A 15,220-nucleotide genomic window follows, 5' to 3' on the forward strand; every position below is an offset into this window, starting at 1 on the left:
ATTGAGGAGTAGCTTATGGGCACTCCTATGCACCAATAGATCCTATTAGAACCGTCAAAACCGTTCAATAGTAGGCAATATCTTTCGACATTGTTTTCACGGATCGCGAAACGCGATCTAAATCTGCCCATAAGCTGTTGTTAATAATATATTAAAAAAATTTCTTTATCAATAATAACCAAAAATATTCGGAGTGTTATGGTTAAGTTAATTTGGCCTCCTATCTATAACTCTCTGAGGCGCTTTGGGGACGGAGGCGCCATAGACTTAATACTTTAATATATTTGAAGCTTGAATGAGTCAGTTACCTTATTATCGTCCCCGATGAGAATTAATTGTTTTAGAAAACACTTGATTATCATGGTCTTAGGCTTGTTTTGTTGACATTTTGAACAGCGGGATGTAAGGTTTATTACTTTGATCATGAATTAGGAATAAACAACTAAAACGATATCTAAAATCACTGGCGGCAACACTCGATAATGATTAGACCGCATAAAAATATAACGGAGCATCTATGAATCTAAACGAACGAGAAAAAGAGACTTTGCTTCATCTAATCAATACCGAGCTGGATGGTATTTGTGGTGATTTAGGATATATGGAGCTAAAAGCCTTACGTGAAAAAATTGATAATATTCAGGTGACTGAACAGGAACAGTAATATAGGGTCAGATCGATTTATATATAGAATTCGCCCCATTTTTAATGTTATCGTTAGGTAGGTTTGGTATTTCCTCCCGTCGGAACGGGTCAAAATATTGCTTTAACTGTATTACAACTTAAAAATTATAACTTAACTAATTGCATTATGGTTCCGATTTGCACATGAGGTTATTGATTATGATTTTTGCTCAAATACTACTTGCCCGCTTTAAATCCCCTATATTCCAAGAAAGAGCCCTTAAATATCTTGATGAATATATCAAAGACATTAATCTTGGTTTCTCTGCTGAACACGTTATCAGTGTTATCGATGATGGTCATTTTATTCGCACAACCCCGAGCATCCCAACTAATAATTTTCCACGCTTGAGGAAAGCATCTAAAAATAGACATTATTCTAATGTTATGGGTACGATTGATTATGATAATAATGAAAATATCTTTCCTATCGAGCTGGTTCATTTCTGTCGATATAGTAACTCAAATATATTTTATTCTACTGATGAGCTAATGATTCAGCCTATAGCCACTAGACTGAAAAATGAATTCAATATTCCATATTCATTGGGAAAAACATTGCTAGCGATCGCTTGCGGATTTAAAAATGGTAATCAGCTCCAACGATTTTCCGATTTACTCAGCGTATATTTAACAACATGGAGTTTCATAGGGCAGTGGTTTATTTTAGACGAATCACTGTTTGAGAATGCGATTTCCCAAGTTTACAATCCCGGTAATTGGCCTGTTTTTATTGATGAGTCAAGTTCCATCGATCCGAAAGTATCACAATATCATTCACACTTTAACGATCCGATTGCGTCAATGGTAGTAAACGCATCAAATATAGGTGAAATGATTCCAACAAATTCAGATATAACTAACTCGAATAATTTTAAATCAGCTCTAAATGAAGGGCTCGAGGTTTACCATATTCAAATTGATTCGATAGATGCTGATGAATATATTTTTTATCAACAGCTTTACAATTTAACGTTATCTAAAAAAGTAGCCCTAAACAAAAAGACTGAACTCATTAAGGATTTGATTCGAAGAAGTATTTATATAGAGTTATTCCATTTATCAGTGGTTAAACCAATTATTTTTTTAGAGAATAATTCTGAGTATGGAGTGTTCGATGTTTTAACTGGAGCTGAGGCTAGATACAATTTTTACCATGCATCTGTCGGTGGTAATAATAGATCATTAAGTACACCTATTCTGCGTAAATATCTAGATAGGATACTGAAGAATATAGGCATTAAATTCAATCCAGAAACTTCTGCTACGGCCTATTTTGGCAGAAAAAAAACTCGCATTAACGACATAAAAGGTATTTTTAATTAGTTGTAAACTAATCGCCTAAAATAACTATTTACACGTCACGTTGGTTATCCTATAGCTAATATTAACAATGGTTTGCTTTGAAAAAAGCCCTTTAAAATATGGAGGTTTATGGTGATTCTATATTTCGACGTATCGAGCATTATGATTTCAAATCGATATGTTGCTAACAATCCAGATGTCGCTAGAGCTAAAGATCAATGGATTAGAGCAGGTTCCAATGAACTTTTGATGCGGGTACGGTTGGATCCTGAAAGTATTTCTACATTGACAGATTTCTGTAGAGGCTCAGGGGTTAAAATGTTCCCATTAGGAACTCTCTATAGTCGGAAATTTCTTATTGCACAGGGCATTGAACCGTGCGTGTTAGCGCAAGAGGTATCTATCCACAGACGGATGGATGACTCTAGTGAGATCAGGCGAATACTGTCACATGTGGCTGCAATTGGTGCTGATGATTGGATTGTTATCGGTGATATAAATCCAGAATCGTTAACCCCATCGTTTATAGAAAATCATATAGATTCAGTTTTCGGAGAGGGAGTCACACCAGAATTAGTTTCAAAACTGTATGAACGAATGAATCATAAAATATAGCTAAACATAATATCAGTATCTATAAGATCATCTTAGTCGGGAATCATTATGAGTTGGGTTATTTATAATAAAAAATTGAGATTGTACGATGGTGCATATGAGCTGAAGAGTGATGCTGAATATTACACACATTGTGCAAATGCGACGTGGAGGGGGAGTTGTTGGGAATATTATGAAGGCGATGAATTCCCTGATGATCGTTTCCATGGTGATCATGAGGAGTTATTGATTCATACATTTGGTCCAGAGCAGAATGATGCATGTATTGCAGTTCAAAAAATGATATTTAATGAACAAAAAATAGTAACGGGTGTTAGGTGGGTTGGTGACACATTGATGGTTGAAACAGAATCTCAAATTAACAAGAAATGATGATTTCTGCTATTTTTTAAAGATAATAAGCTCTGTAAATGTAAGATAATTAATTAAAGCAGTATTTAATTTTTGTAACGTTTTAGAACATTATTTAGGTATTGTTTACGTAAAACTTTACACTTAGCTTTATTTTGGCGTTATATTATTGTTTATAAAGGTTTTGTTTTTGTATTTATTGGTTGTGGTAATCATAACCATTTTAGATCCTGTATTTAGAACTTGAACGGATTGTTTAACTGATAATAAAAGAGCCTCGATTTTCGGGGTTTTTTATTATTTGTCGTTCCATCATTGATTGAAAAATAAATTACAACATAGTGTTATGATTGGAAACTATAGCGTTATATATGGAAAATGGATTATTCATTTTAGCGATGGATTAAGATCACATTTATACTTCACCCGTCTTAAAATGAGTTGTTATTTATTAGTACAGCTCGCTAAACTGGTTTTTTATTCTTAATGCCGCTCGGTGTATTATCTGCTTTTCATTTTGAAATGCCGTAGAATCGATAACGATAGAGTAAGTTCGTTATCATCAACAAAATTAAATTTTTATAAGATTAGATTCTGATATAGGGATGTATAAGAATATATGAAATTTACCAATAAACTGATTGGTTTTATTATTTTTTGTGTACTGTCATCGGTTGGCGTCGTACTGCTCGGCGGTGCGGTGAGTTTACGTGAATTGGCAATTGAAACTCAAAAACAAAATATTTCCCGTCTGATTGATGTGATGGATGAGCAACTCGCAATGGAAGATAGCGAACCGCGTTTTGCATTCTGGCTACCAGAGTTATTACGTGCCCATTCAGTATTACAATTGACGGTTGAAAAAGAAGGGCTGGTTAGTTATTACTTTGATGCTAATACGCCAGATACGGATGCCGTGGCTTCTTTTCTTAAAGAATATTATTTTAAACTACGCGCTAATAATGACTTCACTGCCAAGGTGGTGATGTTGTCGCCGTATTATGCGATGGAATACCCGCCGGTATTATTAACTGGTGTTGGTACTGGGTTAGTGATAGCGCTGTTTGGATTAGTGATTGCAATACGGCTACTAAGAAGAGGTATGTACGGCGCCGAATTACTGTCAATACGCAGTTATAAAATCATGAATGGTGACCACCTTAAAGTGGCTGTCGGCACAGATGCTGAATGGCCTAAAGCAACAAGTCGTGCATTCGATAAATTAATCGCTGATCTGGAAGACACGAAACAAGAACGGAGTCGTTTTGATTCTTACATGCGTACTAATGCGTTTGTGGATGCATCTACCGGGATTGGTAATCGAGATTCTTTTTTAAATCAGTTAGAGGCGATGTTATCCGATCCTGGTGTTATCGCTGGTACGGTTATTAAAATAGAACTCTATGAGTTATCACAATTAAATTATAACCATGGCGTAGCAAGTGTTGACGAGATGGTCAAATCAGTCAGTGAGCTGTTAAGTAAATTTGTCGATCGTTTTACAGATTCAGTACTCGCGCGTTATCGAGGGGATCAGTTCATCGTGTTATTACCTCGGATCACTGGTCCTGAGTCTGAAATTGTGATGAAGCAGTTGTACAAGTTACTCACGCGAGTTGGCTTATCAACACCAGTGGATTGCGATGAATTATTTTATACCGGCGTGGCTATTTATCACCACGGCGAAGATGCTGAAGATGTGCTGGAAAGTGTCGATCAAGCATTAAAAATAGCGGTACTACAAGGTAGTTCTGGTTGGTTCTTGTATGAACAAGAAGAGCTTTCGCCTGTGCATTCAAAGGGCACGGTAAGATGGCGAGCATTGTTTGATAAAACTTTTAATAACAAAGGTTTTTATTATGAGCAGCAATCCATTTTAAGCATGGCTGATAAAACGTTACTGGGGTATGAAATATACCCAAGGCTAAAAGATGAAAATAACGATTGGGTACATGCTGGTGTATTTTTACCGATGGCCGAGAAATGCGGTGTATTAAAACGTATTGATCGCCTGACGGTTGAACATGCGATCTCTAGTTTAGAGCATGGCGAGGCAATAGCTTGTGGCATAAACTTAGACATTCAAAGTTATTTAGATAAACGGTTTATGCGTGCGGTGTATTTAGATATTATTCGTTTGCCTGCTGCGCTACGTGGACTTATCCATTTTGAGATCCATGAATATCAAATAAATCGTAATTTAGCCATGTTATTAGATCCGGTTAAAAACCTTAAAGCGCTCGGTTGCCGCATCGCTGTGGATATGGTCGGGCAGGATGTCGTTGATTCATCGTACATTAAAAAATTAGACGTGGACGTTATCAAGATCCACCCGAGTTTGGTGCGTGATTTACATAAACGCCAAATCAATCAGTTGGCTATTCGTAGCATCCTTGGTGGTACCGTTAACTTAGCCACTACGGTGATTGCTGTTGGTGTTGAATCGAAAGGCGAGTGGGACAGTCTCAATAAACTTGGTGTATATGGTGCTCAAGGATATTTTTGTAATAAAGTCAGTGTATTGGCTGAGTCTTAACGTGACTTCATAGTGATTTATTTCGCTATTTTTAAGTGTCCATTTTGTGCTAACCTCACACTTTGCTTACTACTTAAAGCTGATTCAAGTATAATAGCAGTCAAGTGGTTTAAAACTATTAATTTATTTAGGTGCAACAAGTTTTTATGCGTATACCCTGGTTAAAAAATCGTAATACACAAGCTAAACTGGGTGTTTTTATCGCTAAACAGCGGGTTGACATTTGTGCTTTATCTGCAGGCAATGAGGCTATTTCAGTTCTCGATTCTATTGCACTTTCTGATATATCGGCATTGGTTAACACGTTAGGTGAAATGGTCGTAAAGCACAATTTACAGACGGCTAGTTGCCATGTGGTGTTGTCGAACCAAATGTATCAATTACTTCAAATCGACAAGCCTAATGTACCGGATAATGAAATTGCGAGTTCATTGCCTTTTATCGCCAAAGAATTTATTAATGAAGCGATCGACTCGGTCGTGTTTGATTACTTTTCAGTACCCAACCAAAATAAAATCAATTTAGTCTATTGCCCTAAAAGCGTGGTTGAAATAATTGTAATGGCCGTGCAGCAGGCAAAGCTGGAATTAGTCAGTATCGGTATTGAAGAATTAGCCACTGCCAACTTATTTGCTACTCATGGCGGTAATGATCAAAAAACGACTCAAATGCTAATTGCTCAGCAGGATCATCAAGAAATAAATTTAACGATTATTTATGATAATCAGCTGTATTTCTCACGCCGTTTGCGTGGATTTTCTCGATTACGTGATTTACAAGAAAATCAACTTGATAGCCCGTTATTAGATAATTTTAGCTTGGAAATACAGCGTTCAGCTGATTTCGTTGTTAGCCAATTAAAACTACCCGAAGTAAAAGTAATTAACTTAGCCTTACCGAGTGCTATTTTAGAACCATTGATTGCCCGTTTACAACTTAACTTTACGACACCTGTGAAGCCGTTAACGCATGCGATGATTACTGATAATGTGGATATTGGATTTTTACCTGCCATTGGCGGCGCTTTGGAAAAACTGTAATGAAGACTCGCGTAAATTTATATACTCAGGCGTTTAAGCCAAAGAAAGAGCGTTTTACGTTAGCACAAGGGCTGGTGATTATTGTTAGCGCCCTATTATTGATGCTGACGCTCACGGTATTATCTGAAAATGATATTAGTGAGTCAACGGCAAAGGTGAGCAACGCAAAGCAGCAGGCCGCGGTATTGGAAAGTGAAGTCGATGTACTATCTGACAAAGTAGCTCGCCATGTGCAAAACCCAGCGTTAGCGCAACAACTCGAATTATTAAAAACACGGTTAAAATACCGCGATGAATTATTAGTGCAACTCTCAAAATTAGCAGAAGTGCAAAGCAGTGGTTTTGCAATCTTAATGTCGGACTTGGCACGACAACGTGATAAAGATATTCGCTTAAATCAAATTCGTCTAGCGGGCAGCAGTATGACTTTGCAAGGTATTGCTCGAAACCATGATGCGATCCCACGTTGGATTGGTAAATTCTCGGCAGGTAAATCACTGCAAGGTCGTGAGTTTAGTCAGCTTAATATCAGCCGTAATGAAGATGATGTTATCGCGTTTACTTTAACTAATACGCCTATTTCGGAGGCCAATAAATGATTAAGCAACATTGGCTCACCTTAAATGAAAAATTTAATCAGTTATCAATGCGTGAGCGTGTGTTACTGGTTGGCTCGCTAGCGAGTGCCATTGTTTATGTGATTTTTAGTTTTGTGCTGGAACCAAACTATGCACGCGATAAACAACTAACGACGCAATTATCATCGTTAACACAGCAGCAGCGACAATATGATTTTACCATCGCTGAATTAAAGCAGGTTTTAGCGACTGATCCGAATAAAGTGATCAAGTTACGTATTGCTCGCGCCGAAAATGAACTCAAGAAAGCCAACGGTAAATTAACAGACCTGACCGCCGATTTAATTAATTCTAACCAGATGGCATTGGTATTAGGTGATGTATTGAGTCGCGCGAAAAAAGTAAAATTACTGGGTATTGAATCATTGCCTGTGACGACTATTACCGGTAATAGCAATAAAGCGAAGGATAAAGAACAAGACCTAATTAAGCCGAAAATGGCCAATGCCAGTGGTCAAGAAGTTAACTCTGCAGAGTTGATTAAATCGGATGCTATTTCGAGTAATATTAACAGCGTTTTAGAGTCGAGCGGGTCTGAAGTGTTACTTTATCGCCATGGTTTACGTATTACCATGAGCGGCGCATTCTTTGATATTCAAGCTTATCTGGACTCTATTGAGCAATTACCGAAGAAATTCTATTGGGAAGTATTTGACTATCAAATGCAAGCATACCCAACCGCGGAAGTGGTGATGGAAATTTATACCTTGAGTATTAATAAGGAGTTTATTCGTGGGTAAATTATTACTGCCGATTCTCATCCTGATGAGTTCAACTTTTGCGTTAGCCGGTCAAGGTGTCATTAATGGCAATGTGCTAGACGACCCCACAGGTCCCTGGGGGGCTGCAGATCCCATTGTTCGCAGCGAAACTAAAGCAAAGGTGCATATCCCGCGCTTACAGGCTATTTTTGTGCGAGATAATAGCCACATTGCCATCATGAATGATAAAGAAGTCACTGCTGGTAGTTGGGTATCTGGTTTTCAGATCCGCCGTATCACCGATGATTTTGTGTATTTCATCCGTAACGATAAAGAATTTAGATTGTCATTGTTTGGCAGTAAAATTAAACATTAAGGCTCAGATTTAATTATGAAAAAGTTGTATCTTGCAATTATTTTAGGTGTGTTTTTAACGGGCTGCGAAACAACGCGCAGCTCACTTGAGCCTGTTGTGATCAAAGAATCTATTCAAGCTGAGCTTGATCGTGCGGATGCCGAAGCGCAAGCTTGGACGGTACCTGATGATGTGAATGCGGAATTGTTACCTGAGTTCGATGGTACAGATGGGCTGAATACGCCTGTTATTGAACAGCGTATGGATATCTCAGCGAAATCGGTCACTGCGCGTCAGTTTTTTGGTTCACTATTAAAAGGCACTAAATATAATTTAACGGTTAGCCCAGATGTTTCTGGTCGTGTAACTGTTGTCCTTAATGATGTCACTATCGCAGAAGTCATGGATGAAGTTGCTGATATGTACGGCTATGATATTCAGCGCCAAGGTAATACTTATCGCGTGAATGGTGCGGGTCTGCGTACTGAAATCATCCCGATGAACTATTTGTTGATGAAGCGTAACGGTTTATCTAACAGTTCAATTAGTTCTGGTTATTTGACTGATAATGGCTCTTCAGGTAGTTCTTCAGATGATGATGATAATTCATCTGACTCATCGTCATCATCAAGTAGTACTGGTACCGAGATCTCAACGCAAACGGATACCGATTATTGGTCAGAATTAGAAAACACCTTGTTAGGTTTAACGGCTAATCAAAAAGATACTCAAGTGATTATTAGCCCACAAGCGGGTTTAGTGACAGTGTATGGTTACCCGAAAGATATTCGTAAAATTAAAGATTTTCTTGCTCAAGCTGAGACACAATTACAACGCCAGGTGTTACTTGAAGTTAAAATCATGGAAGTAACGTTAAATGATGGTTACGAGCAAGGTATTGATTGGAATGTAAATAATAAGGACGTTGCCACTGATTCATCGTTTAGTTTTTCTGTTGATAATGTAGCAGATGTGGTGACTGGTGGCGGTGTATTAACGTTAGCGGGTAATGATTTTAGCGCAGCGATTAACTTGCTGAAGACTCAAGGTGATGTCAACGTTCTCTCTAGTCCTCGTGTTACTGCATTGAATAACCAAAAAGCAGTGATTAAAGTTGGCAGTGATGAATATTTTGTTACCGGTTATACCAGTACAACGTCTAAAGCCTCTGATGATGATTCAGTAGAACAAGATGTTGAGTTGACACCATTCTTCTCTGGTATCGCATTGGATGTGACACCGCAGATTGATCGTGATGGTGGGGTGCTATTACATGTTCACCCTTCGATTATTGATGTGATTGACTCGAGCAAGACTGTTGCCGGTATTGAATTACCGCTGGCCAAAAGTGACGTACGTGAAACAGATACAGTCGTTAAGGCTAAAAGTGGTGAAATTATTGTGATTGGTGGTTTAATGAAAACCGCGAATAAAGACTTAGTGGCTAAAATCCCATTTTTTGGTGATATTCCTTGGTTAGGTGAAATCTTTACTAATCGCTCGCAGTCAGTACAAAAAACAGAATTAATTATTTTAATTAAACCAATTGTCGTTGACCAGAATACGTGGCGTTTAGAACTAGAGCGCTCGGCTGAGTTACTTGAACAATGGTATCCGACAGAAAAAAATGATGAGCAAGGGTAATGTATAAACCCCATTTTGGTTTGACCGAGGTTCCGTTTGGATTGACACCTAACACGCAATTTTATCATCCGTTAGTGCCACACTTTGAGGCATTGCAAGTACTGACCACAGCACTTGCCTCAGGTGAAGGTTTTATTAAGGTGACTGGCGAGGTCGGTACCGGTAAAACGCTTATCTGTCGTAAGTTATTAAATGAATTAGGTGATGATTATGTCCTTGCCTATTTACCTAACCCGTACTTAACGCCAAACGAAATGCGTGCGGCAGTTGCCAGTGAATTAAATATCGATAGTCATTTAGATCAGCAGCAATTGACCGCAGCGCTTAATCATCGCTTGATCGCGCTGTCGGCAGAAGACAAACAAGTGGTGTTGTTAATCGATGAAGCGCAGATGCTGCCGCATGAAACATTAGAAGCATTACGCTTGATCAGTAATTTAGAAACCGAAAGCAAGAAATTGATGCAGGTTGTACTATTTGGTCAGCCTGAATTAGATGTGCGTTTAAAGCAAGATAACCTACGTCAATTACGTCAACGGATCACTTTCTCTTATCAGCTACGCCCTTTGTTAGCCAATGAAACGGCCAGTTATGTCGAACACCGTTTAACGGTATCTGGTTATCGCGGCGCCCCATTATTTGCACCTAAAGCATTAAAATTGTTGCATCAAGCCAGTGGTGGTATTCCACGTTTGATCAATGTATTAGCACATAAATGCCTGATGTTAAGTTACGGCGAAAATGTTCGTCATATTAATGTGAAATTAGTGAAACTGGCGATCAAAGATACCGACAGTGCCATTCAACCACGCAACCTTCGCTTACCTATGATGGCGAGTATTTTGGTGATTGAATTGATTTTAGTTATTTGGTGGTTTGGGGAGTCAGTACTGTGAGTGTTATTAATCAAATGCTTAAAGGCTTAGATAAAGAGAGCCAGCAACAACAAGCGGCGATTGAACGCAGTGGGGCTGTTATTGTCGCTGCGCCTAAAAACGACAATAAAGTGGCTATTGCGTTAATCACGTCAATGGTTGCTGTGGCGGCTTTGGCTGCATATCTGTTTATGCAAAAAGAGAGCAAGGTTGAGCAACAAGCTGTAACCCAGCAACAAATTGTTCAGGCGCGAGTAGCGGAATCAGCAGCAGAGCCAGAATTAGTCGCAAAACCTGCTATTGCGAAACTCAATGTCGATAACGCCACCGTGACAGCACCAAAGGTGACTGTACCTGTAGTGACAGCGCCTATTGTTACAGCGCCTATTGTTACAGAGTCAGTAGCTGCACAGTCAGTAGCAGTAAAATCAATAGCAGTACAGCCAATAACAATACAAGCACCAAAAGTACAACAAGCGGCGGTGAGAGCCCCTGCGAAACAAGTTTCGGCTAAAAATACGCAAGTCGTTCGAGAAGTTAAGCCGATTGCACATGACATTGTACATGACATTACCGATGAGACCGTCACTGAAGTTGCAGACAGCGTATCAATTAAAGCGGTAACGCGCACGCCAACACAACAAGCTGGACTTTATGCGAAACAGGCAGAAAGTGCATTATTAGCGGGTGATAAAATACGTGCGAAGGAACTATTTGTTAAGGTATTAGCCTTTGATAAACAACACGATCTAGCGCGCGAAAAATTAGCCGCTATTTTGTATGGTGAACAGCGTACTCAATCAGCGGTGAAGTTGTTGCAAGAGGGGTTGAGTATCTCACCGCAGTACACGAATTTTCGTTTAATGCTGGCGCGTATTTATCTCAAAAATAACAATAAACCCCAAGCATATTATTACCTCAAACCACATCAACCTGCAGTGGCAGGACATGTTGATTATTATGCGATCTTAGCCGGTTTAGCACAAAACTTAGATGATTTAGACACCGCATTGGTGGCGTATAAAAAATTAACGGTTCACGAGCCTAATCGCGCGAAGTGGTGGTTAGGATTGGGTATTACTGCAGATAAAGCGCAGCATGTGGACTTAGCGTTAAATGCTTACCACACAGCCCAGAATATGGGACAGTTATCGGCATCATCACGTAACTATATTAACGCGCGAATTACCCAGTTGGAGAAACAGTAATGGCACAATTAAAATTAAAACAACGTCTGGGTGACTTACTGGTTGGTGAAGGTATTATCAGTGACGAACAACTCGGTTTAGCGTTAAAAGAACAGCGCAGCAGTGGCCGTAAGTTGGGTGCGACATTAATTTACCTTGGTTTTATTACTGAAGAGCAACTGCTGAACTTTTTATCTCAGCAGTTAGATATCCCATTTTTAAATATTTCGACGCTGAGTATCGATTCGCAAACGGTACTGAAGTTACCGGAAGTACATGCCCGTCGACATCGCGCATTAGTCGTGAAAGCCGACCATGATATTTTAACGATTGCCTTGAGTGATCCGGCAGATTTGAATGCTGTGGAAGCGATATCAAGTTTCTTATCGGCGTATCAGCTTGAATTTGCCATCGTGCGTGAGAGTCAGTTATTACCGGCGTACGATCGTTTATATCGTCGAACCAAAGATATTGAAGCGTTTGCTGGTCAGTTAGAAGATGAACATAGACCTGCGCAAGAGTTTGATATTTTCAAGGACGTCGATGATGCCTCTAGTGAAGCTACCGTTGTTAAATTCCTTAATTCAGTGTTTGAAGACGCGGTACAAATTGGTGCCTCGGATATTCATATTGAACCGGATGAAAAAGCCCTGCGTATTCGCTTACGTGTCGATGGTGTGCTGCAAGAAAATATCTTGAATGAAGTTGCTATCGTACCTGCATTGGTACTACGCCTAAAACTAATGGCCGGTTTAGATATCTCTGAAAAACGTTTACCGCAAGACGGCCGTTTTAATCTAAAGGTACGCAATCAATCAATTGATATTCGTATGTCGACCATGCCGGTGCAATACGGTGAATCTGTGGTGATGCGTTTACTTAACCAAGATTCAGGTATTTTCCAATTAGAAAGTACCGGTATGCCTAGTGATTTAATTAAACGCTTACGTGGTTTGATCCGCCGTCCGCATGGCATGGTATTGGTAACAGGCCCGACAGGTAGTGGTAAAACGACCTCACTTTATGCTGCTTTAAGTGAGCTAAACGAACCGGGTAAAAAGATTATTACCGTGGAAGATCCGGTAGAATATCGTTTACCACGGATCAGCCAAGTACAGGTAAACCCTAAGATTGGTTTAGACTTTGCGCATATTCTCCGTACGTGTTTACGTCAAGATCCGGATATCTTATTAGTCGGCGAAATGCGCGACAAAGAAACCGTTGAAATTGGTTTACGTGGTGCCTTAACCGGTCACATGGTGTTATCGACACTGCATACGAATGACGCGATCACCTGTGCATTACGTTTAATGGACATGGGCGCGCCGGGTTATCTCATTGGCGCGGCATTACGTGCTGTTGTTGCTCAGCGTTTGGTACGTAAATTATGTAATCAATGTAAAAGTACGCATGATTTAACGAGTAGTGAACATTATTGCTTAGAAAAATTAGGTAAAGCCCCATTGGGTGATGAGCAATTGTATCGTAGTGTCGGTTGTCAAGCGTGTAACTATACCGGTTACCGTGGTCGTATCGGTGTATTTGAATTATTAGAATTGAATGATGCCATGAGCGATGCATTAAGGCGTGAGTCAGCGGCTGAATTTGAGGCGGAAGCACGTAAGAGTAAGCTTTATCGTCCATTAGTATTATCGGCGTTAGACTTTGCCAAGCAAGGCTTAACGTCTATTGAAGAAGTATTAAAGCTGGCTGATGAAGTGGTGCTTGCAGATAATAATGATGATAGCCGTGCAGAAGGTGATATCAGCCATGATCGCCACCATGGGACAAGTGTTAGCGCTAATGAAACGACAGAGTCGAATACCTTAGGTGCCAATATTGCCTCGCATGTCAGAGAGCTAGATAAGGTTGATAATGTAGAGATCGAAAGTATTTTATGTTTGGTCGAGGCGGTTAGATCATTAGACCGCAATGGTCAATAAACAGGATTGTTAAGGTCAGTTAATGGCAAATTATTCGTATAAAGGCCGTGATAGCCAAGGCAAACTTGTTTCAGGCAAGCTCGAGTCGCAGAACCAAGATGCATTAGTGCAATCGTTAATGGCGAAAGGGATCATTCCCACTGAAATTAAAGTGGTTAAAAATAACAGCGGTAATATAGATCTGAGTCAACTACTCACACGGAGCATTCCACTTGCAGAGTTAGTTATTTTTGCACGGCAAATGTATTCGCTCACGCGTGCGGGTATCCCAATGATACGTGCGATCAAGGGTTTATCTGAGTCAAGTTCTCATGCCAAGCTTAAAGACGTGCTGAACGATGTTGTGGTACGCCTAAATAGTGGTAATACCTTATCGGCATCAATGGCGGCGCATCCTCACGTATTTGCGTCTATTTTTGTATCGATTGTGCGAGTGGGTGAGAATACCGGTCGTTTAGATGATTCATTTTTGCAGATCGCCAATTACTTAGAATTGGAAATGGATACCCGGCGCCGGATTGCCAGCGCTATCCGTTATCCTATTTTTGTATTGGTGGCGATCTCTGCCGCGCTAGTGATCTTGAATATTTTTGTGATCCCGACGTTTGCCAATATGTTTAACAAATTCGGTGTTGAGCTGCCTTGGGCAACACGGGCTCTGCTGGCCTCATCCGCTTTTTTTGTTGATTACTGGCACTTATTAATTATTGCTGTGATTGGCGCGATCATTGGTTTTAAATATTATATTCAAACGGATAAAGGCAAGTTACGTTGGGGGCTGTTTTATATTCGCATTCCTATTGTTGGGCCTGTGATTGAAAAAACCTTGTTATCGCGTTTCGCCCGCAGCTTTTCGTTGATGTTAAAAGGCGGGGTGCCACTGAATAACAGTTTAACGCTGGTTTCATCAACGGTAGATAATGCCTGGATGGAAGTACGTATTTTAGCGATGCGAGCGGGTATTGAAGAAGGTAAAAGTTTGACTATTACCGCCAGTGAAAGCGGTATGTTTACGCCACTTATTTTACAGATGATCTCGGTGGGCGATGAAACCGGCCAGGTCGATGACTTATTATTAGAAGCCGCGCAGTTTTATGAACGTGAAGTGGATTACGAACTGCAATCGTTGACCGCGAAGATTGAACCAATATTGATAGGTATCGTTGCGGTGATGGTATTGATTCTAGCACTTGGTATCTTTGTGCCGATGTGGGATATGATGGGCGTAGTACAAGGTTAATTTGTTGTTACTACTATAGTGATATTTTTGATTGTGCGGGTATAATACACAATATGGTTTTGGCGCTTACAATATCAAATATTATAATTGTCCGGAATGTTGTTAT

The 15,220-nt window shown here is 39.7% G+C and carries 14 protein-coding genes; all 14 read left to right on the forward strand.

Annotated features, from left to right (window positions below; all coding sequences use genetic code 11):
* Nucleotides 1-517: 517 nt before the first annotated feature.
* The 14 genes from FR932_RS21515 to FR932_RS18935 all read left to right on the forward strand — a co-directional run bounded on the left by FR932_RS21515 (nt 518) and on the right by FR932_RS18935 (nt 15,114).
* The gene (locus FR932_RS21515; RefSeq protein WP_019440687.1) at nt 518-664 is read left to right on the forward strand and encodes a hypothetical protein; all 147 of its coding nucleotides are present in this window, start codon (nt 518-520) and stop codon (nt 662-664) included.
* A gap of 179 nt (nt 665-843) precedes the next feature.
* Nucleotides 844-2,010, forward strand: coding sequence for a hypothetical protein (locus FR932_RS18875; protein WP_019440688.1), 1,167 nt, complete (start codon nt 844-846; stop codon nt 2,008-2,010).
* Between the two features lie 108 nt (nt 2,011-2,118).
* Nucleotides 2,119-2,604: a hypothetical protein gene (locus FR932_RS18880; protein WP_019440689.1), complete on the forward strand. Its 486-nt coding sequence runs from the start codon at nt 2,119-2,121 to the stop codon at nt 2,602-2,604.
* A 48-nt stretch (nt 2,605-2,652) separates the two neighbouring features.
* A complete protein-coding gene (locus tag FR932_RS18885; protein WP_019440690.1) occupies nt 2,653-2,976 on the forward strand; it encodes a hypothetical protein in 324 nt (107 codons plus the stop codon).
* 598 nt (nt 2,977-3,574) lie between these two features.
* Nucleotides 3,575-5,491 (forward strand): EAL domain-containing protein, encoded by a 1,917-nt coding sequence (locus FR932_RS18890; RefSeq protein WP_019440691.1) that lies wholly within the window; start codon nt 3,575-3,577, stop codon nt 5,489-5,491.
* 146 nt (nt 5,492-5,637) lie between these two features.
* Entirely contained in the window at nt 5,638-6,531 is an 894-nt protein-coding gene (locus FR932_RS18895) for a type IV pilus biogenesis protein PilM (protein ID WP_019440692.1), read from the forward strand.
* Nucleotides 6,531-7,130 carry a PilN domain-containing protein gene (locus FR932_RS18900; RefSeq protein WP_019440693.1) on the forward strand — a complete coding sequence of 200 codons (600 nt, stop codon included), beginning with the start codon at nt 6,531-6,533 and terminating at the stop codon, nt 7,128-7,130. The genes FR932_RS18895 and FR932_RS18900 overlap by 1 nt, the downstream gene beginning before the upstream one ends.
* The gene (locus FR932_RS18905; protein WP_019440694.1) at nt 7,127-7,909 is read left to right on the forward strand and encodes a hypothetical protein; all 783 of its coding nucleotides are present in this window, start codon (nt 7,127-7,129) and stop codon (nt 7,907-7,909) included. Before FR932_RS18900 ends, FR932_RS18905 begins: the two co-directional genes overlap by 4 nt.
* A complete protein-coding gene (locus tag FR932_RS18910; protein ID WP_019440695.1) occupies nt 7,902-8,246 on the forward strand; it encodes a hypothetical protein in 345 nt (114 codons plus the stop codon). The genes FR932_RS18905 and FR932_RS18910 overlap by 8 nt, the downstream gene beginning before the upstream one ends.
* A 15-nt stretch (nt 8,247-8,261) precedes the next feature.
* Nucleotides 8,262-9,869, forward strand: coding sequence for a pilus (MSHA type) biogenesis protein MshL (mshL, locus tag FR932_RS18915; RefSeq protein ID WP_019440696.1), 1,608 nt, complete (start codon nt 8,262-8,264; stop codon nt 9,867-9,869).
* Nucleotides 9,869-10,765: an ExeA family protein gene (locus FR932_RS18920; RefSeq protein WP_019440697.1), complete on the forward strand. Its 897-nt coding sequence runs from the start codon at nt 9,869-9,871 to the stop codon at nt 10,763-10,765. Before mshL ends, FR932_RS18920 begins: the two co-directional genes overlap by 1 nt.
* The gene (locus tag FR932_RS18925) at nt 10,762-11,952 is read left to right on the forward strand and encodes a tetratricopeptide repeat protein (RefSeq protein ID WP_019440698.1); all 1,191 of its coding nucleotides are present in this window, start codon (nt 10,762-10,764) and stop codon (nt 11,950-11,952) included. The genes FR932_RS18920 and FR932_RS18925 overlap by 4 nt, the downstream gene beginning before the upstream one ends.
* Entirely contained in the window at nt 11,952-13,874 is a 1,923-nt protein-coding gene (locus FR932_RS18930) for a GspE/PulE family protein (protein WP_019440699.1), read from the forward strand. Before FR932_RS18925 ends, FR932_RS18930 begins: the two co-directional genes overlap by 1 nt.
* Before the next feature lie 22 nt (nt 13,875-13,896).
* On the forward strand, nt 13,897-15,114 hold the full coding sequence (locus FR932_RS18935; protein WP_019440700.1) for a type II secretion system F family protein: 1,218 nt from the start codon (nt 13,897-13,899) through the stop codon (nt 15,112-15,114).
* Nucleotides 15,115-15,220 lie beyond the last annotated feature (106 nt).

This window comes from Moritella marina ATCC 15381, from assembly GCF_008931805.1.
In the GTDB taxonomy this organism is placed as follows: Bacteria; Pseudomonadota; Gammaproteobacteria; order Enterobacterales; family Moritellaceae; genus Moritella; species Moritella marina.

Coding starts and splice junctions, on each gene's coding strand:
- FR932_RS21515 (WP_019440687.1), top strand. CDS start 518: ATGAATCTAAACGAACGAGAAAAAGAGACTTTGCTTCATCTAATCAAT.
- FR932_RS18875 (WP_019440688.1), top strand. CDS start 844: ATGATTTTTGCTCAAATACTACTTGCCCGCTTTAAATCCCCTATATTC.
- FR932_RS18880 (WP_019440689.1), top strand. CDS start 2,119: ATGGTGATTCTATATTTCGACGTATCGAGCATTATGATTTCAAATCGA.
- FR932_RS18885 (WP_019440690.1), top strand. CDS start 2,653: ATGAGTTGGGTTATTTATAATAAAAAATTGAGATTGTACGATGGTGCA.
- FR932_RS18890 (WP_019440691.1), top strand. CDS start 3,575: ATGAAATTTACCAATAAACTGATTGGTTTTATTATTTTTTGTGTACTG.
- FR932_RS18895 (WP_019440692.1), top strand. CDS start 5,638: ATGCGTATACCCTGGTTAAAAAATCGTAATACACAAGCTAAACTGGGT.
- FR932_RS18900 (WP_019440693.1), top strand. CDS start 6,531: ATGAAGACTCGCGTAAATTTATATACTCAGGCGTTTAAGCCAAAGAAA.
- FR932_RS18905 (WP_019440694.1), top strand. CDS start 7,127: ATGATTAAGCAACATTGGCTCACCTTAAATGAAAAATTTAATCAGTTA.
- mshL (WP_019440696.1), top strand. CDS start 8,262: ATGAAAAAGTTGTATCTTGCAATTATTTTAGGTGTGTTTTTAACGGGC.
- FR932_RS18920 (WP_019440697.1), top strand. CDS start 9,869: ATGTATAAACCCCATTTTGGTTTGACCGAGGTTCCGTTTGGATTGACA.
- FR932_RS18930 (WP_019440699.1), top strand. CDS start 11,952: ATGGCACAATTAAAATTAAAACAACGTCTGGGTGACTTACTGGTTGGT.
- FR932_RS18935 (WP_019440700.1), top strand. CDS start 13,897: ATGGCAAATTATTCGTATAAAGGCCGTGATAGCCAAGGCAAACTTGTT.